23 protein-coding genes are annotated in these 20,313 nt (G+C 39.9%); 20 read left to right on the top strand and 3 right to left on the bottom strand.

The window, feature by feature from the left end; all coding sequences use genetic code 11:
- Positions 1-3 precede the first annotated feature (3 nt).
- From BUB99_RS12840 to BUB99_RS12790, 14 genes are all read left to right on the top strand, one after another.
- A complete protein-coding gene (locus BUB99_RS12840; protein ID WP_073122918.1) occupies positions 4-354 on the top strand; it encodes a four helix bundle protein in 351 nt (116 codons plus the stop codon).
- A 64-nt stretch (positions 355-418) separates the two neighbouring features.
- Complete coding sequence (gene lpdA, locus BUB99_RS12835; RefSeq protein WP_073122917.1) at positions 419-1,813, top strand: dihydrolipoyl dehydrogenase; 1,395 nt, start codon at positions 419-421, stop codon at positions 1,811-1,813.
- A 138-nt stretch (positions 1,814-1,951) separates the two neighbouring features.
- Positions 1,952-2,992: a serine hydrolase domain-containing protein gene (locus BUB99_RS12830; protein ID WP_073122916.1), complete on the top strand. Its 1,041-nt coding sequence runs from the start codon at positions 1,952-1,954 to the stop codon at positions 2,990-2,992.
- Positions 2,993-3,266: 274 nt separating this feature from the next.
- Positions 3,267-3,386: a class IIb bacteriocin, lactobin A/cerein 7B family gene (locus BUB99_RS20235; RefSeq protein ID WP_221407504.1), complete on the top strand. Its 120-nt coding sequence runs from the start codon at positions 3,267-3,269 to the stop codon at positions 3,384-3,386.
- 244 nt (positions 3,387-3,630) lie between these two features.
- Entirely contained in the window at positions 3,631-3,816 is a 186-nt protein-coding gene (locus tag BUB99_RS12825) for a bacteriocin (protein WP_139281002.1), read from the top strand.
- A gap of 504 nt (positions 3,817-4,320) precedes the next feature.
- Complete coding sequence (locus tag BUB99_RS20415) at positions 4,321-4,488, top strand: hypothetical protein (RefSeq protein WP_158584336.1); 168 nt, start codon at positions 4,321-4,323, stop codon at positions 4,486-4,488.
- A gap of 19 nt (positions 4,489-4,507) precedes the next feature.
- Positions 4,508-4,678 (top strand): hypothetical protein, encoded by a 171-nt coding sequence (locus BUB99_RS20410; RefSeq protein ID WP_158584337.1) that lies wholly within the window; start codon positions 4,508-4,510, stop codon positions 4,676-4,678.
- A 64-nt stretch (positions 4,679-4,742) separates the two neighbouring features.
- Positions 4,743-6,521: a carboxypeptidase-like regulatory domain-containing protein gene (locus BUB99_RS12820; RefSeq protein WP_170863799.1), complete on the top strand. Its 1,779-nt coding sequence runs from the start codon at positions 4,743-4,745 to the stop codon at positions 6,519-6,521.
- Positions 6,522-6,886: 365 nt separating this feature from the next.
- Positions 6,887-8,680, top strand: a complete 1,794-nt coding sequence (locus tag BUB99_RS12815; RefSeq protein WP_073122913.1) for a peptidase associated/transthyretin-like domain-containing protein — start codon at positions 6,887-6,889, stop codon at positions 8,678-8,680.
- Between the two features lie 285 nt (positions 8,681-8,965).
- Entirely contained in the window at positions 8,966-9,568 is a 603-nt protein-coding gene (locus BUB99_RS12810) for a CPBP family intramembrane glutamic endopeptidase (protein ID WP_073122912.1), read from the top strand.
- A gap of 618 nt (positions 9,569-10,186) precedes the next feature.
- A complete protein-coding gene (locus BUB99_RS12805) occupies positions 10,187-11,113 on the top strand; it encodes a TlpA family protein disulfide reductase (protein WP_139281001.1) in 927 nt (308 codons plus the stop codon).
- Positions 11,114-11,302: 189 nt separating this feature from the next.
- Positions 11,303-12,463: a carboxypeptidase-like regulatory domain-containing protein gene (locus BUB99_RS12800; protein WP_139281000.1), complete on the top strand. Its 1,161-nt coding sequence runs from the start codon at positions 11,303-11,305 to the stop codon at positions 12,461-12,463.
- A 139-nt stretch (positions 12,464-12,602) separates the two neighbouring features.
- Positions 12,603-13,529, top strand: coding sequence for a hypothetical protein (locus BUB99_RS12795; protein WP_073122909.1), 927 nt, complete (start codon positions 12,603-12,605; stop codon positions 13,527-13,529).
- Complete coding sequence (locus tag BUB99_RS12790; protein WP_073122908.1) at positions 13,517-14,197, top strand: ATP-binding cassette domain-containing protein; 681 nt, start codon at positions 13,517-13,519, stop codon at positions 14,195-14,197. The genes BUB99_RS12795 and BUB99_RS12790 overlap by 13 nt, the downstream gene beginning before the upstream one ends.
- 157 nt (positions 14,198-14,354) lie before the next feature.
- Here BUB99_RS12790 and BUB99_RS12785 read toward each other — a convergent pair whose 3' ends face one another.
- Positions 14,355-14,612, bottom strand: coding sequence for a DUF6952 family protein (locus BUB99_RS12785; RefSeq protein ID WP_073122907.1), 258 nt, complete (start codon positions 14,610-14,612; stop codon positions 14,355-14,357).
- Between the two features lie 239 nt (positions 14,613-14,851).
- Between BUB99_RS12785 and BUB99_RS12780 the strand changes: the two genes are divergently transcribed.
- Both BUB99_RS12780 and BUB99_RS12775 read left to right on the top strand, forming a co-directional pair.
- Positions 14,852-15,415, top strand: coding sequence for a Crp/Fnr family transcriptional regulator (locus BUB99_RS12780; protein ID WP_073122906.1), 564 nt, complete (start codon positions 14,852-14,854; stop codon positions 15,413-15,415).
- 91 nt (positions 15,416-15,506) lie between these two features.
- Positions 15,507-15,896, top strand: a complete 390-nt coding sequence (locus BUB99_RS12775; protein ID WP_073122905.1) for a RidA family protein — start codon at positions 15,507-15,509, stop codon at positions 15,894-15,896.
- A 43-nt stretch (positions 15,897-15,939) separates the two neighbouring features.
- On the opposite strand, the gene BUB99_RS12770 is transcribed toward BUB99_RS12775, so the two are convergent.
- Together BUB99_RS12770 and BUB99_RS12765 are read right to left on the bottom strand one after the other, a co-directional pair.
- Complete coding sequence (locus BUB99_RS12770) at positions 15,940-16,317, bottom strand: hypothetical protein (RefSeq protein ID WP_073122904.1); 378 nt, start codon at positions 16,315-16,317, stop codon at positions 15,940-15,942.
- A gap of 153 nt (positions 16,318-16,470) precedes the next feature.
- A complete protein-coding gene (locus BUB99_RS12765; RefSeq protein ID WP_073122903.1) occupies positions 16,471-17,433 on the bottom strand; it encodes a D-xylose ABC transporter substrate-binding protein in 963 nt (320 codons plus the stop codon).
- Between the two features lie 504 nt (positions 17,434-17,937).
- On the opposite strand from BUB99_RS12765, the gene BUB99_RS12760 reads away from it, so the two are divergent.
- The 4 genes from BUB99_RS12760 to BUB99_RS12745 all read left to right on the top strand — a co-directional run bounded on the left by BUB99_RS12760 (position 17,938) and on the right by BUB99_RS12745 (position 20,284).
- On the top strand, positions 17,938-18,120 hold the full coding sequence (locus tag BUB99_RS12760; RefSeq protein WP_073122902.1) for a hypothetical protein: 183 nt from the start codon (positions 17,938-17,940) through the stop codon (positions 18,118-18,120).
- Between the two features lie 48 nt (positions 18,121-18,168).
- Positions 18,169-18,393, top strand: coding sequence for a type II toxin-antitoxin system RelE/ParE family toxin (locus BUB99_RS20750; protein ID WP_073122901.1), 225 nt, complete (start codon positions 18,169-18,171; stop codon positions 18,391-18,393).
- Positions 18,394-18,699: 306 nt separating this feature from the next.
- The gene (locus BUB99_RS12750) at positions 18,700-19,539 is read left to right on the top strand and encodes a DUF7946 domain-containing protein (RefSeq protein ID WP_073122900.1); all 840 of its coding nucleotides are present in this window, start codon (positions 18,700-18,702) and stop codon (positions 19,537-19,539) included.
- The gene (locus BUB99_RS12745; protein ID WP_073122899.1) at positions 19,496-20,284 is read left to right on the top strand and encodes a hypothetical protein; all 789 of its coding nucleotides are present in this window, start codon (positions 19,496-19,498) and stop codon (positions 20,282-20,284) included. Before BUB99_RS12750 ends, BUB99_RS12745 begins: the two co-directional genes overlap by 44 nt.
- Positions 20,285-20,313 lie beyond the last annotated feature (29 nt).

The raw sequence follows: 20,313 nt of genomic DNA, 5'->3' as shown, positions 1-20,313 counted from the left end.
ATCATGCACAAGTACAAGGAATTGAAAGTTTGGAAGAAGGCAATGGATTTGGTAGAGGAGGTTTACTCTGCTGTAAAGAAATTTCCTGATGATGAAAAGTTTGGTCTAACTAGCCAGATGAAACGTTGTTCAACTTCAATTCCTTCTAATATTGCCGAAGGAGCTGGAAGAAATACAGGTAAGGACTTTAACCGGTTTTTAGATATGGCAGTTGGGTCTTTGTTTGAATTGGAAACGCAGACGTTGCTTTCCGCTCGATTAGGTTTTATGCCTAATGAAAACCAAGAAGTAATATTGAAACAGATCTCTGAAATACATTTAATGACCATTGGCTTGAAGAAGTCATTGGTGTAAAAGACGCAAACCGTACTTTGTCTCAGTACTTTGTACTGGATACTCTGTACTCAATAAAAGAAAAATGAAATACGACATAACAGTAATCGGATCGGGTCCTGGTGGATATGTGGCAGCCATTAGATGTGCACAGCTAGGGATGAAGGTCGCTATCGTAGAAAAATACAGCACACTTGGAGGCACTTGTCTCAACGTGGGGTGTATTCCTTCCAAGGCTTTGCTGGACTCTTCGGAGCATTATCACAATGCCGAACATACGTTCAAAGAGCACGGGATCGATATTCCAGCGCCTAAGGTCAACTTCACACAAATGATCGCACGCAAGGGTGAAGTGGTGAAGCAGAACGTCGAAGGCATTGCTTATTTGATGAAAAAGAACAAGATCGATGTATTCACTGGTCACGGTTCGTTTGTCAACAAGAACACTATAAAAGTTTCAGGAGAGAAGGAAGAAGAAATCTCGACGGACAAAGTGATCCTTGCGACGGGTTCAAAGCCTACTTCTTTGCCATTTATTGAGATCGATAAGAAACGCGTCATCACCAGTACAGAAGCACTCGTGATGAAAGAAGTGCCGAAGCATTTGGTCATCATCGGTGGCGGTGTGATCGGATTGGAGTTGGGTTCTGTCTATGCGAGATTAGGATCTGAAGTGTCGGTGGTGGAGTACTTTGATCGTATCATTCCTGGTATGGATAGTACCATGTCCAAAGAACTCACCAAATCGCTCAAGAAGCTCGGGATGAAAATCTATACCAAGCACAAGGTGACCGAAGTGAAGTCAACGGCTAAAACCGTAACAGTCAAAGCGGATACACCAAAAGGCGAAGTACTGGAACTCAAAGGAGACTACTGCCTCGTGTCTGTAGGACGTAGAGCCTACACAGACAAGCTTGGTTTGGAGAACGTCGGCATCAAAACCGACAAAGCAGGAAGAATCGAAACGGACGATCATCTCAGAACGAGCGTAGACAACATCTACGCCATCGGTGATGTGGTCAAAGGAGCCATGCTGGCGCACAAAGCAGAGGAAGAAGGTGTCTTCGTCGCAGAGACGATTGCAGGTCAGAAGCCGCACATCAACTACAACCTCATCCCAGGGGTCGTGTACACATGGCCTGAGGTCGCAGGTGTCGGTCAGACGGAGGAGCAGCTCAAAGAAGCCGGTCGTGCCTACAAAGTGGGTTCATTCCCGTACAAAGCATTGGGTAGAGCCAGAGCCAGTATGGATACCGATGGTTTGGTCAAAGTGCTCGCAGACAAGAACACGGACGAGATCCTCGGGTTACACATCATCGGTGCGAGAGCAGCAGATATGATCGCCTCGGGCGTGACTGCCATGGAATTCAGAGCGTCAGCAGAGGATGTGTCGCGCATGTCGCATGCACACCCGACGTATATGGAGGCTGTCAAAGAAGCCTGCCTTGCCGCGACAGATAGCAGACCGATCCACATGTAAGGAGCTCCTGCCAAAATAATATTCAAAGCCCTTAGTCTATTGATTTGACTAAGGGCTTTTTTATGTTTGGAGGAGGAAACCAAACTAAACTGGTGTGATGGCTGCCACAGAGCGCCTCAGACCCTAATACTCTGAGATATGACCAAGAAAAAATTCAAACAAGTATTCAGGATCGTATTGTTCTCTGGAACTGCAATCTCTATGTTTTACGTGCCGTGGATATTGGTGTGGGCGTGGATACTGCCGCTACCAGATACGGTTCAAGAGCAACTCGATGAAGCCATCGGTCACGGGTTTGATGGGATGATCGTCTATGTGGACGAAGCAGGAAAAGCCCCGGCGTTTTATACAGCGGGCTGGGACGACAGAGACAATCAGATACCGGCCAGACCGGATGCTTTATTTAAGATCGCCAGCATCAGCAAACTGTACGTGGCAGTTTCTGTCGCCAAATTGGCTCATGCCCAACGCTTGTCTTTGGATGAAACACTAGCGGATTATTTTCCAGAGCTGGTGGGTCGCATAGAGCATGCAGACCAAATCACCTTGAGGATGATGGTGCAGCACCGGAGCGGTGTTCCCAATTTTACCAACAACCCTGCTTTCTGGGAGAACGAACAGGAAAATGGAAAACGAGCCTTGGACTTTGCGTTGGACTTGCCGGCGAGTTTTGAACCAGGCGAGGGCTATGAGTATTCTAATACCAACTATTTGTTGCTCCGAGAGATCATCGAGCAGGTGGTGGGCTATGGTCACTTTCAATACATCAAGGAAGAAATATTGGAACCTCTCGGGCTCAAGCATACCTATGGTTCGCTGAAAGAAGTGAATATTGACGATGTGATGAGCGGCTACTATGTCGGTATTGATGCGGATTTTAAGACGAACGAAAACGGAATGCTTGCTACCGCGGAGGATGTGGGGAGGTTCTTGCGCGCGTTGAACGACGGTTCCGTATTCGACGAGGGAGAGCAGGACATCTACTCCTCGATATATGAGTATGAGCATGGCGGGCTGGTGCCTGGCTACCAGAGTCTAGCAGAGTACCACAAGGACATAGATACAGTGGTCGTCCAATTTGTGAACACAACGGACTTTGAAGGGTACGAATGGAACTTATCAGAGATCGTCATCAATCGCATCGTGAAGATATTGAGAAAGAAAAAAAGGTCGGCATAGTACGTTTTGCTCTTGTGAAAAAGAGGATAAGCATAGAGGTGATCGTTGACTTATTCATAGGTGATGCATTTGTACTCAACTTCTGATCAAACCAAAGCAGTGCAACTGGCTTCATCACGTACAGTTGTCCTTGCCTTGAGCTTGCGCAAGTTGTTAAAAGAGTCAGAGTGCAATTTTATTTCACTTTGCGAACCTACCTTAGTTGCATGCTAGCATAAAGGGTGCTTCCTGCCACCCAAACAAAGAGTAGGTCTAACTTAAATTTTAATACAAAATGGAAAATTTAAATGAATTGGGTCTTGTCGAGATGCGAAAAACTGAATTGAATGAAGTTGAAGGAGGGTGGTATCAAGCTGCTCTTGCAATTACTGGAGCAGTGATTTATCATTTATAATGAAGGTGGTGATTTCGTAAAGGGTTTCAAAGCAGGTTTTTAGTGTATATAAAATTATAAAATGGATAGTTATGCAAGTTGATAAAGTGAAATCCGAATCAAAGAAGATTAAACAACTAAAACGAATTGTGGTAGTTCAAACCACTTTTATTGTTATGGTATTGATTATTATGATCTACAATTATTGGATGAAATAATATTTCTTGTGTATACTTTTTTGTGTAAAAATTTTGACAAGAATAAAATGAAAAATCAGATAGAATTAGGAGATACGTTTCTTAGAGAACTAACTCATGAAGAATTGAAAGAGATAACTGGGGGAGACAAATTCATGTATGATGTTGGATATGCTATTGGGTCAGCTGCTGGATGGCTATGGGGTCAAACCGCTTCTATGAGAGCCACTGGCGGAATGGGAGCTTTTTGGTAGTACTATGCCAGATAGTTTGCACTGCCTATTTTTTACGAGCAGTGTTAGTTGCTTTTAACAATGAGGGAGGTATTGGTGTATTTCTCCCATTGTTTAATTTTTAAAGATTGAGCCCACATCATCCTCGTTGCAAACGAGGATGAATATTGTTGAGCATTTGTAATGCGAATTTCCTCTCGCACGATACCTTCTAGTGCTATTCAAGTTGAAAACTTGAAGCCATGCCGTCCTCGTCACAGACGATCTCTTAAAAATTTAGGCGCGGACATCGTGTATGACAAAGCGCATAAGACCTACTATTATACAGATCGAAGAATTAAAATTGATTTTCATTTTGAAGTGCTTAGCTCAGAGGTTGTTATGAAGACGGATGGTGGTTTTTTGTTAAAAGAGTCAGAGTGCAATTTTATTTCACTTTGCGAACCTACCTTAGTTGCATGCTAGCATAAAGGGTGCTTCCTGCCACCCAAACAAAGAGCAGGTCTAACTTAAATTTTAAGCAAGATGAAAAATTTGAATGAATTAGGTCTTGTCGAGATGAGACAAGCTGAAATGCATAAAGTTGAAGGGGGAGTTTTTGCTTTAATGGCCATAGGTTTCGCCGCAGGCTTGTTGTTTTCTTACTTCATGTTTAAAAATGAAGGTAGTGCGAGTGGAAATGGACCTGGTTAAATCTTAAAACAATAAAAAGATGAATACGATAAAATTAAATGAGTACGGTTTGGAAAGCCTCGCAAAAGAGGAACTTCAAGAAACAAACGGAGGGCTTTTGGCAGCGCTTGTAGGTGGTTTTGCAATCGGTGTCTTGGTGGGTTGGTTGATTCATGGTGTTAGAGAAAGTAACAGTGGGTCTGGAGGTTAATATTGAAATGAAAGATTGGGTCAGGCGTTGATATGACGTCTGGTCTTTTCTGAGTATGAATATTATGAGGTATATAATAATAGTGATTATTTTGCTTGTAAAGTCCCAGGGCGTCATTGGACAGGTTTTGGCTAGGAGCTTTCAATTATTAAGTGAGATTGATAGAGAACCAGTAGCTTATGCTCATGTTGTATCAAATGAGAAACTTTTGGCAATTTCCGACCTCCAGGGAAGGTTCAAACTTGATTCTTTGCCATCCGAGAAATGTGCAATAAAAATCACATGCGTAGGATTTAAGGATTATAAACTATCAACTAATCAAATTTCTAGACATAAAGTAACTAAAATTTACCTCAAAACTGATGAGCATTACCTCAACGAGGTTACAGTCAAGCCTGAGAACCTTAAAGGAATTATCAGCACAATCTATAATCAAATCTCAAACAAGTATTTTCATCAAAGGCATCTTTTATTAGGTACTGTTACAGAGGAATATGTTGATACCTCGGGACATGTTAATATGGCGGCAGAAGCAATAATAGAAGTTGCTAAATCTGGGTATAGTAGGAAAACAAGGGTAGGAGATGTGAAATTAGATAAAGTGTACCAATATCACGATATACAATCTGATGTGAAAGAATATACTTACTCTGGTGCTCATATACCTCATCGTTTCGATTTTGTGATGCAGCGCTTTGATTTTATCTCCCATTTGGATAGGTACGACTACATATTTCGTGGAGAATTCGTCAGTGATGATGATACATTGGAAGTGATAGAGTTCAAACCAAAGGATCAGCTTTTAGGTGGGGATTTTAGAGGGCTACTTTATTTAAATATGACAGATAGTGTCTTTGCTAAGGCAGAGTATTCTTTTGCAAAAGATGGTAACATTAAGCATCAATATGAAAGTTGGAAGGGACATAGAAAATTTTTGGTTGAATATAAAGAACACCAGGGACAGTGGTTTTTAGCACGTGTTTGGAACCAAGCTTTGGACAATGAAAATAATTTTTTATTGAGACAATCCTATTTTACGAACGAGGTATTCCCTGATTCGACCGTTAGATGGGATGAAAATGAGAAGCACTTGTTTCATCAAGTGTTGGTTTCAGAGCCTCCCGATAGCGTTAATGAAAAATGGTCGCAAACGGTTGTTGATACGTTATTGGAAAATAAGGGGGCTAGTTGGAAAAACAAATGGCTAGGGATTGTTGCCAATCGCTTTGTTGTCAATTTGGGTGTTTGTGGGTATTTCATGAACTCGGGTATTTATCAAATGGATGGAAGTGTAAATGGTGATTCATTTACTGACGAAGAAAAGGTGACTGAATTCAATTTGGGGTTATACTTTAATTATCATTTTTTGTTAGTAGAAGACTGGTATTTAGGTCTAGGTTTTAGTGAAAGTTTTGGAGGCGATTTTACCAATAAAAATTTTGAGGTAGGGTTGACCAAAGAATGGGAGATTCCAAGCTTTCGTCCAAGTTATATTGTTACCGAATTGAATTATTCTTCTAACCAGACAGAATTACTGTTTGGTGATCAAAAGGGGTGGCAGCCAACGTATGAAACTATAAATAATGGTGTGGGTTTGGGAATGGGGTATGAAGTTTCTCTGGGGCATCAGTTTGGTATAGGGGTGCACTATTCTTTTCTGTTGGGTATCAATAGGTCTTATCGTTATTTTGCACAGCGTAATTCAGGTTTTTTGGATTTGAAAAAAGATGAGAAAAGTTTAGATGAAGCGGAGTTGGTTTTAAATGAAGAGTCTATTGACCATAAGTTTTTGATGCAATCGCCCCATACGATAAAATTGGTAATTCGTTTAGGAAGACATTGATCAACCATTCTTAATTATTAAATTAGGGCAGGTCTAACTTGAATTTTAATACAAAATGGAAAATTTGTAGGAATTAGGTCTTGTGGAGGTGAGACAAAGTGAATTAGAAGATGTAGAAGGAGGACTAATTATGGCCATTGCACTTGGGGTTTGGGCAATTGGAGCTGATTTAATGCTTCGTTCATGGGGTGTAATATAGGAAGATAGGATTAGACTATCAATCTGCTCAATTATGTTGATAGATTATGTTATTGACATAATTGAGTAGTAAATAATATCGAATATTTCCTCTTCAGTAAAGGATATAATACTGATATAGGTGAGTAGAAATATAAGACCAAATTAACTGCTAGGATACAATTTATATGAAGCAAATACTACTTCTAACCTGCTTGTTGCTTTTTTCATTTTTTCTAGTTTTTGCTCAAAAGGACCAATCGAAATCATTTCAATTACTTGATGCCAATACTTCAATGCCTGTTCCCTATGCTCATATAATTCATGAAGACAGGTTGATTGCTATGACAGATTATTACGGTAATTTCAAGTTGAAACTTAATGGTACAGAAGGTCAATATTTGGTTTCATGTATAGGATATGAGAACTTAATTTTTAACATAACTCGACTTTCTGGACATAGTTTCGAAAAGTTGTGGATCAAACCTAGTGAAAGATTATTGGGTGAGGTAACTATATCTCCTACTTCACTACAGGATATGATCGCTGAAGTATACGAAAACATTCCCAAGGCATATACTTCAACACCACATCTGTTGATAGGAGTGCTTCATGAAAAATATACAGATACTACTGGACATGTTCATATTTCGTCTGAAGCTCTATTGCAGGTACAGAAACTAGATTATAAAAGTCAAAGAAATAAGGGTGATGTTAAAATTGATAGCCTATCTAAGAAATACGATGTAAAAGATACTTTGTATTCAAAAATTTATGCTGGAGCTCATATTCCGCACCGTTTTGATTTCGTGATGCGCAAAGAAGATTTTATAAACCCAAATGGATTCGATAAGTATGATTACAGTTATCTAGGAGAATGGGAAAGTAATAATCAGAAGCTAACAGTGATAGGTTTTGAACCCAAAACTATGGGGCCAATGAATGGGCAATTCAGAGGGGAAATGTATATCGATTTTGATCAAAAGGTATTTGTCAAAGCAGAATATGAATATTCACGTATGGGTTTCATGAGCAATCCACTGTCGAGATGGGCGGATAAGAGGACGTTTATTTCAATATATGAACAAAGCTCTGATGGATGGTACTTGTCGTCTACCTGGGATGAAGCCGTGAGATCTAAGGACAATTTTGTGTTAAGTCAGTTTTACGAGACAAAACAGGTGCATTTTGATACCATGACTCACTGGACATATGACGAAAAGATTCATTTACATGAAGCTGTAACAGAACAAAAAGCAGATACTATAATTACTGAAAGCAAGAGTAAGGATCATAACAAAACAGTTGGTTATGATAGAGGCCGTAAATTCAATTGGCTGGATAGGATCGAAGTAGGTTATGGGTTGAAATATTATCTATTTAACACATACACCTTGTCTTCGGCTGGAAGTACGACATACAATTCGCAAAACTTCAATGTGACAGATACATTTGATATAAAAAAGGGATATCTAAATCTATTGACTACTATCCGTTATCGTTTGCTTCCTAATTTCTTGTTGACATTTAATGCTGCGGGTAGTTTCAATGAAGTTGTTAGAAATGAGTCGATGGATTTAGGAATATTATATCTTTTCGATTTGAAAACTTCGCGCCCCTCATATATTAGTACTTCTATCGCTTATGCCCATTATAAAAACTTACTCATGTATGAAGAGATTAATCAAACAACTCCTATTTATGAAAAAAAAGAACGTGGAATACAATTGGGTATTGGATATGAGTTTAGACTTAATCCTAATTGGAAACTTGCACTTTCTTACAAAAACTTTGTCTCATTGAATGAAGGAGAGAGGTATTATTTGCAGGAAAAGTATGGGTTTATGAATTTGCTTAAAAAGAAGCACAATTACCCAAAAAAAGAGATCATTTGGGTAAATGATGAAAACAGTATAGATGCAATACCTCAATTGTTTAAATCTCACTCCTTTGATATTTCATTCATCTTTTCTGTAAAATAGTACAAATATGTGTGCTCTGTTAAACGCCTATTTGCATAGTAGTTTAACCATGCAGAATTGGCGTATATTTTTTGAAAGAAAGACTATTCTGTAGCCTGATAAAGGGATGGGTTACAGAGGAGATGAAGGATGTTGATTGGTTTTGGCTGTGTCCTTAGTAGGTAGCAATGCAAGGAGTAGGGTCTAAATAATATGTTACAATAGAAAAGTAGACTGTTCAGGGCTATTAGATAATATAAATTTTAATTAGGTTTTGAGTTCAGAACAAGTCTGCTTAAAAATTTTATGAATTATAACCGTTTGGTTAGGCATATTGCCTATTTTTTTCTCGGCACATTAATGCTCTGTCTTCCTTTAATTATATTGTTTGTTGGAGGATTTATTACTTTTTTGGCTGTCCCATTTGACTTAGAAGCCTTTTTAGCATTTTTTGTTGGCTTCTTTTTTTTTGCACTGATTGAAGAATTGATATTCAGATATTATTTATTAAATGGATTGTTAATTTTTATAAAATCGCATTGGGCGATAATCATATCATCAATGATTTTTGCAACTGCTCATGTACTAAATCCAGAAATAACTATGCTTGGTTTTGTTAATGTGTTTCTTATAAGTATTGTTCTAGGATTTATTTTCATTACATATGATAAGAGCATTGGAGAGTGTGTAGCGCTACATTTTGGTTGGAATTTTTCATGTGTTGCTTTTTTTGGCATGCCAGTTAGCGGAATTTCTATCCCCTCCATTTTATTTTCTAGTATGTCAGAAAACTCTATTTTAACTGGTTCGGGGTTTGGTATTGAAGGATCAATTCTCTTAACAATAGAACTTTTGACAATACTGTTGATTTTCAAAATCAAGAAGTTTGGAGCGGGTAACTCTGTGTAGTTTATGGCTAATCGTTTTATGAACAGTCCTTAAAGACCAACCTACTACCTTGTGAACTTTCAATGAGCATTTGTAATGCGAATTTCCTCTCGCTCAATACCTTCTAGTACTATTCAAGTTGAAAACTTGAAGCCATGTTGTCATCTTCGTCACAGACGATCTCTTAAAAATTTAGGCGCGGACATCGTGTATGACAAAGTGCATAAGACCTACTATTATACAGATCGAAGAATTAAAATTGATTTTCATTTTGAAGTACTTAGCCCAGAGGTTGTTATGAAGACGGATGGTGGTTTTTTGTTAAAAGAGTCAGAGTGCAATTTTATTTCACTTTGCGAACCTACCCTAGCATATAGGGTGCTTCCTGCCACCTAAACAAAGAGCAGGTCTAACTTAAATTTCAATACAAAATGGAAAATTTGAATGAATTAGGGCTTGTTGAGATGGGACAAGAGGAAATGAATGAAATTGATGGGGGAGTAATGCAATATATTTGTGATAATGATTGCGGATGGGTTTGGTGGAACTCTGAGACTGGATCGTGCCACTCGATGATCGGAAATGAATGTTATTAAAAGGTATAAGGGTAGTTTTTCTACCCTTATTATATAGACGATTATGAGGTATAATATTTTAGTACTATTTGTTACAATCACGATTGCTTCTTGTGATCGCTCTGAAGTGTACATAGTGAATATGGATGAGTGTTTGAAAAATATTACGCTCAAGCCTAAGTTTATATCAGCAGCTGGTATAGACTGGTGTAGAGATTCGCTTTTGTCGGATTGCCAGACTTTAAATTTTGCGATGAATGGCTCACATGGTGAGAAGATGAAGGTACGGATGATGGGGTTCAGAGGTGGAGTATTTGAAAACCCATATGGCGTGGACTTTAAAATTGCTTTGGTGGATTATGACAACAACGGGAGGTATAATGACCTAGACATAGATAGACTTTTTGTAGTGCCACACAATACGGATTCTTTGCTGACGCATATAGCTGGGCTGGACCATATTGTTGGTAACCATGTGAATATTAAGGTAGATGATAAAAATTTTAAACTAATTAAAATATCAGATGATGGTCTAGAAGTAGAGCTGATGGTAGTTAATGATTCGTCTACTTTGGGTGATGTGATTGATTTTTCATTTGATATTTCTAAGTATGCATTCAAAGAGACATTTACAGAAAGAGTGATAGAGGGCAAAGATTTGGCAATCAAGGGCAAAAAGACCTATCTCTATTATTATTCTAACACTTGTACGCCTTGTTTAAAGGCGATTCCTAAACTGAATGAATTGAATGCTTTGAGTGACGACATTGCAGTACGGTTGGTGGCTCATGGTCAAAGATTGGCTATTGAAAAGAACAGAAGCTTTTTGAATAAGCTAGGGGTTGACGAAGATGCAATAATACCATTAGACGTTGACTTTTTTAGAGAGTTTGAATTCTACGCCTATTCTGATGGAGTACTATTTGATAAGCAAGGACAAGTTGAAAAAGTACACGTTAATCCAGATCACATACTCCGAGAGTATCAGTGACCCCTTTCCTACTAATCATGGGGTAGTCATCAATAAGGATCAATCGGTAAACAAGGAAGATATCTCGTGAAGAAAGTGTTTTTGATGTAATTGATACCTGGCAGCTGTTCTAATCAATCGCAACTTACTGTTGATACTTTGGTATGTTTATCACGCATATCATATTACCATGAGTCAAACTAAAACAATATGATTTTAAGAAAAGTACTTTTATTATTGCTGCTGTTGCCAATCTGGTGGTCGTCTACTGCTCAACTTAGTCTAACGATTTTTGATTCTCTGTCGGGAGAGACGGTTCCCTATGCGCATGTGCTAGGCACGGGTAATGAAATCGTCGGGGTGACCGATCGCAACGGGTTGATTTGGATTGATTTGAACGGGAAGTCGGAGTTCTCGGGGACTATCCAGCATGTATCTTATACGAGCAAGGCTGTTAGGATTTCGGGGACTGACGCTCAGGTTTTACTCCTGCCAGTTACACTGGGGGAAGTGGTGGTTAGTTCGTCCGAAACAGTTCCAGATAAGAAGAAAGCGGAGCAGCTCATTGTCTTGAACGGTTATTTTAGAAGTTATCAGTTAGAAGATAATAAAGCAAAGTATTATTCAGATGGATTTGTGAATTACTACTTTCCTGCCAATGGAGGGGGAGAAAAATTAGCTCCCGTAGAAGTGCTAGAGCACAGGACTTTTCAAGATTTGAAAATGCTAGAAGAGGAAAAGAGCAGGGCTTTCAACATGAAGCAAGAAAGTTTTGGGCCTCCTTTTTTACGGGATTCTCCACGGATCAAAAGCGTTTCCAATGCTTTTGATATCCAGTTACAGGACGCTGAGCTGAAGGCATGGATACTAGATGAGGAGGACTCTATCGGTGAGATCGTTTCTAAACCCACTTTGAACATGGCCTCTTTGGATGTAGATATCAACTATAGCGAGAGACTGAAAGTGAAAAAGATGTTTGGCTACAGGTCAATATTCGAAAGGCATATATTTTCAGAGCTATATGGACCGAGGGCAGTGCAACTCATGGACAATGGGTATGATAACATGAATAGGGCCTCTGAGTATAGAAAACTACGGTTCAAACATAAATCTGAAAAGGAATATCGAACGGTAGAGTGGTATCATGAGTTCTATGTCATAGATCGGTATTATTTGGACAAAGAGGAAAAGGATATGAATGCGCTACGAGAGTACCGTGATGTGAAATATGCCAGTAGTTATAGCAGTACTTTCGTCCAACAGGTAGACAGTCTTGGACTGGAAGAATTACCTGATGCAGTACTGCATAAACTGGATGACGGTCTTGTTTTGGCCACCAAAGAAGCAGAGTGTCCTCAGTGCCAAGAATGACGATTGGGACTGGTTTGTCTCGTGGAGATAAGTCGGAATAGGGGCAATTTCCATAACCTAGGCTGGGCTGTATTAGTGCAGGTTAACGTTTAAGGAGCTCCATTACAATATATTTGCAGAGAATAATTTATTTGATGTATTGAGTTTCTTTAATTTCTACCTCCTTCTACAAACCAAAAGAGCGAATCGCTATGTCCGTGAGGCGGGGATTCATCCGATGGTCATTTATGTATTACTGATAGGGGTGTTTGCTTTTGTGTCCTTGCTGCTCTTGGAGCAAGTGGAGCATGGGCAGATGATCTATGTAGGGCTGGGCGTTTTTGTCGTAAGTGCCATCAAACCCAATGAGCCATTCTTGATGCAGGTGGCGCACAGACAGGTGTTTTGGATAAGGGTTTTCATCGGACTTATTTTGACCGTTCCCTTTGTGCTGTTTTTGGGCTTTTATGGAGGCTACTTAGAGATAGGAGGCTTGCTAGTGATGACGTGGTTGCTTTCTGTGAAGAGCTTCTCGCCAGTGTTTAGTTCAAGGGTCGTACCAACTCCTTTTGCTCAAAGACCCTTTGAGTTCATGATTGGATTTAGGCGTTCGTACCTTGTGCTGGTTTTGTCCTTCACTCTTTCCTTGGTTTCTGTTTATGTGGACAATTTTAATGTTGGCCTGTTTTCTCTGTCGGTTGTTTTACTGCTGATCCTTGGGTTTTATTCGTACACCGAGCCTAGGTATTACGTTTGGAATTTTGCAGGATCGGCTCAGCAGTATTTGAGGCAGAAGCTTTGCTGTTTGTTGATCAACACCATGGTACTGATCGTTCCGATTTGTATGGTTCTATTCATCGGTTTTTCTGAGATGTATTTGGGAGTAGTAGCGGTGGTCGTACTCGGTTTGTTGTATATCATACTTGCGATGTTGATCAAGTACGCCTATCTGCATCGTGGGCTGGATGTCCTCAAATCAATTTTGTTTGTATGTTGTCTCTTTATGCCTCCGTTACTATTGGTGTTGATACCGCTGATATACGTCAAGGCGCTCAAAAATGTAACAAGTACGCTATGGTCAGAGTAGAAAATTTGTCAGTCAGCTATGGGAGCAAACAGGTATTGGATCACTTGAGTTTTGAAGTGAAACCTGGGGAGGTTCATGGCATAGTTGGAGAGAATGGCGCGGGTAAAACTACACTCTTTGAAAGTTTGGTAGGATTCAAAAAGGGGTACAGTGGGTCTGTTGACTATGTGCCTGATGTACAGCAATCCATCGGTTTTTTACCCGCTAACCCTCCGATGATTACCAAAATAACGGGGAGTGAATATTTGAAGTTGGTGCTACTAGCAAGAGGGATTGATCGGGACGACTTTGATGAATCCAATATATTTGATTTGCCTTTGAATAGTTATGCAGATACCTACTCCACAGGGATGCAAAAGAAATTGGCTTTGCTGGGTGTCATACTACAAGGCAATGCATTCTATGTTCTCGATGAGCCTTTCAATGGTCTGGACTACCAAAGTTGTCTGATGGTGATAGATATATTGGCTGAGCTTCGGACTGCGGGTAAGGCCGTCATTGTTTCCTCACACATATTCTCCACTTTGAGTGATAGTTGTGATTACATTCATTTCCTCAAGCGTGGGGCTTTTCAACATAGCGTAGGGAAAGAAAAATTCTCAGAAATAGAAGCCGTCATCAAGAGGGAGCTGATACGGGATAGCGTGAAAGGGCTTGGGATTCGGTAGCTCTTTATTAGGTTTTTAGGATTAAATTTCAACCATGAATACCAGCCAACCCTATATGGAGTAAGTGCAGAGGTGGGCGTAAAGAAAGTAAACCTAACAGGTTTTTCAGAGTTGAAATCTGTCAGGTTACTAAATACCAACTACTTTATACCAGAATTTACTTCCCGATAGAGCCCATCACACGACTCATGAAGCCATTGAGCGCGTCTTTTTCTGCAGTGCCTTTTTTGATTTCTTTGTGAACCTCTAGGCTGCCGTATAGGTTGGAGAGGAGTTCGCCGATCACTTCGAGTTCTTCGTCTTTGATTCCCTTGGCATCCGCCAAATGCTCCAGCAGTTCGATGGTCTCGTGTACCCAATCCTCGTCGTTTTCTTTGACGAATTCCAATGTGTGTTTTATAATCGGTAGTCTCATGTCTGTATTGCTTTGTTATTATCGTGTTGCAATATTAGATACGAAGGAGGATGTATGCAGAATAAGTTCATCAATAAAACCAATCACACCATAAGCGATGAGAATCGAGTCGTTCTTCTTTGCAGGTCTTCATCTGTTTGTCACAGGATTGGAGCAAGTCTAGCAATGACAGATTTCTTGAAGACTAGTGGGATGGGACACCTGTCATCCTCGCAGTTTGGTTTACTTTTATGTGCTGGATGGAGCAGCAGCTAAAGAAACAAATCGACCGTGTAGTGGAGTTGACCCCTGAGGAGTTTTCGGTGGTGCTCGCACATTTTACGGTCAAAACTTTCAAAAAGCGTCAGTACGTTTTCCGAAAAGGTGAGCGCGTAGATTGTGCCTATTATGTAGGTCAAGGACTGCTCAAGCTAATACACACGGATGACACGGCTCGTGAGTACATCGTGTCTTTTGCGATGGAGGATTGGTGGGAGAGTGACTTTATGGCTTACTTTGACAGAGGGACAGCAAGCATGTCCTTGAAGTGCCTAGAAGATACAGTGGTTTTGTGCTTGTCACTGGACAACTATCAGAAACTCCGCAAGGAAGTGCCTAAGATGGAGCGGTTTCTTCTTGAAAAATCCAATAGAGGATTCATCGCTTCTCAACAGCGAATCTTGTCTCTGATGACTCTCAGCGCCAAGGAACGGTACGACCAGTTACTGGCTCAGTATCCGAGTTTGCTGCAGCGCGTCTCCAAAACACAGCTCGCTTCGTATCTAGGTGTCTCACGCGAAACGCTGAGCCGGTTGTCCTCCTAGACTCTAGTCTTTTTTGTAATTGTGACGTAGGTCACAGGTAGAGTTGAGCCTTGCGCTCCAGTTTTGTAATTCACCAATAAACGAAATACAAATGGAAAAGAGAGTCATTAACCCTTGGCAATGGCAAGATGCACGAAGCTATGTGCAGGCCGTAGAAATCAAACAACCACAAGCCGTACTCTATGTAGCGGGACAGGCAGCAGTCGATGAGCATGGGGGATCAAGTGTCGAAGACATGAGGAGTCAATTGCTATTGGCAATTGCTAACTTGGAAAAAGTGATCCGTGAGGCGGGTTATGAACCCAGTGGCATTGTCCGGTTGAATATTTACACTACCTCTGCCGAAGAATTGTTGGGTTGCTTTGACGTCTTTCAGGATTGGGTTGCAGTACATGGTATCAAGCAGGCGAGTACGCTGCTCGAGGTTCAGTCTTTGTTTGACACGTTGACCGTCGAGCTGGAAGTCACTGTGGTACGGTAGACCTTGATATGAAAGTCAAGAGAAGTAGATTTTACGAGGCTAATTAATCTCCATCCTCTTTCTTTAGCAGATATTCGAGTGCAGCTTCTTTGGTGTCAAAGGGTTGCATACCATCATTGCTACTGAGGGCATTGTAGCCTTTGAGGAGGATTTTTTTGATACCTGTGATGCCGAGGGCAGCACTCTTGGTCGTCTTGTGATGAAGGACACGTTCTCTGCTTTCGTTGGCTTGTTTCATAAATTCTGAGCTGCCATGTGCATTGGTATAGTCAAACAGTATGAGTAAGTGTTCCTCGGGTAGATCGATGAGATAATCGGGTACCTCGCTACCGAGTTGGAGCATGTCTTGTTTGTTTTTGCACTTGGAGTAGTCTATCAAGACTATCTTTTTGCCTCTGTGGGTAATTTGAGAAATGGACATGATTTGGTTATTTGGTCTTTCATAATTTACATTGAATTCGCAAAATGGGCAACTGTATCATGTTTTCTATAGAAAAAAGATGCGTAGAAATTAAAAAGTCGCCATGACTCTAAGAGAGTCATGGCGACTTTTTAATCAAACGATAGATGTAATCTATTCTTTGAGTAGCGCTTTGTACTCGTTGATGTTGTCTTTGTTCAAAACAATCGGATCGAACAGGTAGCCTTCAAAAGAGTTTTCCCCAATCTGAATGGTGTGTAGTTTGAGGTTTTTCTTTCCGTTGATTTTTGCTAGGGTAAGTTCAGCTGTTTTATGAGCCAGTGATTCGATAGGTTTATAAATAGACATATTTTGAATGTCATTTTCTATTTTGTTCACGACACTTTTAACTGGATCTTGCCCAGTCGTGTAAATCTTTTTGAGTGGCTCGCTGCTACCCAGGTACTCTGCGATGGCATTGTTGAACCAGTCGACTGCTGAGATCACTCCGTCTATTTGGCTAAAGTCTGGAGACAACTCATGTAGTTTTAACAGTGCTTCCATTTCGTTCCAGCTATCTAGCACGATATCTTCTACGACCTTGATTTTTCCTGCGTCTACATAAGGCTTTAGGACTTCCAGTTGACCTTTTCTAAACTGAATGGCATTGACATCTGCAACAGGGCCATTGATCAGAATGATGTTGCCTTCAGGTACATTTTCCACCATTGACTGTGCTTGTTTTTTACCTACTTCCAGATTGTTGTAGGATACATATAGATCGACACGGTCATCGAGTATGGGCCTGTCATAGGCTACTACGAGTACGTTGTTTTTGCTCGCTATATCCAAAATGGGCTGACTGTGTGCGCCATCTACAGCGATCACCACGAGGGCATCTACGCCTTGCTCTATGAGCTCTTTCGCTTGGCTCACTTGTTTGTCAAAACTGGAGTGTGCTACTGTGATGGTACATTCTGCACCAAGTCTGTTGAAGTGTTTTTCTAAATATCCTGCGTCGATTTCCCATCGCGCACTAGCGAATTGGTCAAATAATAATCCGATTTTTAAGTCCTGCCCAATGCTCATCTGAATGCCGCATATCAGCAGCAAATAGGTCATAATCATCTTTCTCATGCTTGCAATAGTTATTCGTTCTTAATCTTACAAATCCGGGTACGGGAGAGATAAAGGGGGACGGGATTCTAAATCTAGAGAGAAAAAATTAATTTATAGCAAAATACATAGGAAACTCTGCGCGTATACCATAATTAATAGCGAAGGTTTAGTAAGGAATAATTGATAGTTTTTAATATTGAAAAACTGTCCGAAGAAGGGGTAGATTTCATCTCCCGACCGCAGTGCTGCTACAATCTAGCACCTACCCAATACCGTTTTGTAATATTTCAAGGGATTGTCAGTGGGTGTGGGAAGTGTCAAAAGGAAAGATTAGTTTAATCATCCAAGCCGATCAGGAGTCGGCTTCTCATCATTCGAGAAGAAGAGAAACGATTTTTATTAACGCTTATTAAACGAGTGTACGGTGCGCTTTGTATATAAGATAAGTGCATTGCGTATACTCACCATTAGGGTCTATTCGGACCTTTTCCTATTGAGCGGTCAATTCTGTAACTTTATCCTATGAATAAGAACAAAGTGATTGAAGCCCTTGAACAGTTGCCCAACGAATTCCCAACTGAGGAACTCATTGACAGATTGCTCTTTGTTGAAAAAGTGGAACAAGGACTAAAAGATGTAGAAGAAGGAAAGGTTATCCCCCTAGACGCTGCAAAGGAACGTTTCAACTCTAAATGGTCGAAATAACTCTAGCTGCATCTGCCTGGAACGACCTTGATTCAATAACCGGATTACATAGCGCAAGACTCTCCGCGGTATGCTCAAGAATTTGGGGAATGGGTTTTTAGGCGGATCGAACAAATCAAGGAATTTCCGCAATCTGGACGTGTCGTTCCTGAATTCCAGAATGAGGAATTGAGGGAACTCATTTTACACAAGTATCGAATTGTGTATCGTATCTATTCATTAGAGCAAATAGTGATTCTAAGAATCGTGCATGGAGCTAAGTTACTAAACTAAACAGACGCTAACATGCTTTTGTGCGTATCGGCTGCTCCCGACCGTCGTACTGTTACAATCTAGCACCTACCCAATACCGTTTTGTAATATTCCAAGGGATTGCCAGTGGGTGTGGAAAGTGTCAAAAGGAAAGATTAGTTTAACCATCCAAGCCGATCAGCAGTCGGCTTCCCGCAGCATCATTCGAGAAGAAGAGAAACATTTTTTTAACGCTTATCAAATGAGTGTACAGTGCGCTTTATATATAAGGTAAATAAAGTGCATTGCGTATATTCGGTTGTTGGCAATCAAACCTAAACCATATAAATGTCAGAAGTAAGATTCATAATTCGTTACACAGGAGGAAACGCAGAAAACCATAAACTTGACCTTTATGATGCCGCAACCTCAATACACGGACTAGCCAAAGCTTTAGCAATTACTACTCATGCTTTGGTAACAGAAGGTGAAATTCGTAGTAAAGGAGGCTCAATTCCTGATGTGAATTTTTTTCTTCACCCTCCCCAGAAAGGTAGTTTTGTAGAAATTGTAACAATTGCTTTTGAAGATCCTGCTGTTAAAGTGATAGGCGCCAGTGTATTAACTTCCGTTTTTTGGGATATGCTTAATTACACATGGAAAATTGCATCCGGAAAAAATGCTACCCCAACTCAAAGAATCCCGAAAAAAATATTGGCAAAGAACGATACCTTTCCACAAGAAATAGCTGACGTTCTTGAGAAATCCTTACAACAAATTCACAGACCAATACTTCATGATAACAACATAAAAATTGAAGTTAAAAGACCTAAAAAAGGGGTAGTTATTGAGTTTAATCGAGAGACACTAAACCATGTTTACTTGCAAGATGAGCCTCAAATTCAAGATAACATTTCAGGAAATGTAACGAAGTATAATATTTTAAGCGGTTACGGGCGTTTTTATGATGACGTAAATCAAAAGACTATTCCTTTCAACCTTGGGTCAGATATTATATCACAGGACAAAGAAGTGTTAACTACTTCTCTGAGTGATGCCTCTAAGGGTGATGGAGGGAAAATCCTTCTGAGAGCAAAAGTTATTAATGACAGAACAGGTCATGTTAAAAGATATATTATTGAAAATGCAAGAAAAAACAATGATTCTGGACTCCAAGCTATTCAATAAGATTTACACTTTCTTAAAACATCCTCTTGTCACCTTAGGTCTTGGGCTTTCAATTCCACTTGCAATTGGATTCTTCAATACTGATAAGCAAGAACCTTCATATTATTTTTCGACCCCACAATTACTTGCAGAATCTAATGAATTCGAAGATAAATTAAAGATACTTTGGGAAGAAGAGCCTGTAACAAATGTTCATTACGTTGATCTAACTATTTGGAATAACGGGGCAAAATATATTGATCCTACAGACTTTATAAAGTCAGCTCCAATTGTAGTATACAACGATGGTGAGGTTAAAATACTAGCAATTCAAAAAACCAATATCAGTAGATCAGAAATAAAATTTGGTTCAACCATAGAAGACTCCTTACGCACTTCTATCGAAATATTTCCTCTAAACGATGAAACACTTGAGCAAAATGATGGATTTACTTATCACATATTGTATTCTAACTCTACGGCTGGACCTTGGAAGCTAGATGCAAGAATCAAAGGAATGCCTGAAGGGTTTAAGTACTTGGATTTAGCTTTTAACGAAAAAGGAGATTCAAAAATGACTCTTATTATCTTATGGAGTACATTTTTCTTTTTGATGTTGTCGAGAATAATAGTTTTAGCCATCGCTAAAAAAACCATCGTATTCAGATCAAAAGAGTTAGTGTTCTTTCTCGTCTTATTGGTTTGTACTACTTACATGACAATAGAGTATTATTTTAACAGTGTGCATCTGTTGTGGTACAAGTAAAAGATTGCTAACAATGGATATGACAGCAG

The organism is Reichenbachiella agariperforans (assembly GCF_900142205.1).
GTDB classification, from domain to species: domain Bacteria; phylum Bacteroidota; class Bacteroidia; order Cytophagales; family Cyclobacteriaceae; genus Reichenbachiella; species Reichenbachiella agariperforans.
Note: the sequence above shows the minus strand (reverse complement) of the source record. Positions and strands in the feature narration are given on the sequence as shown.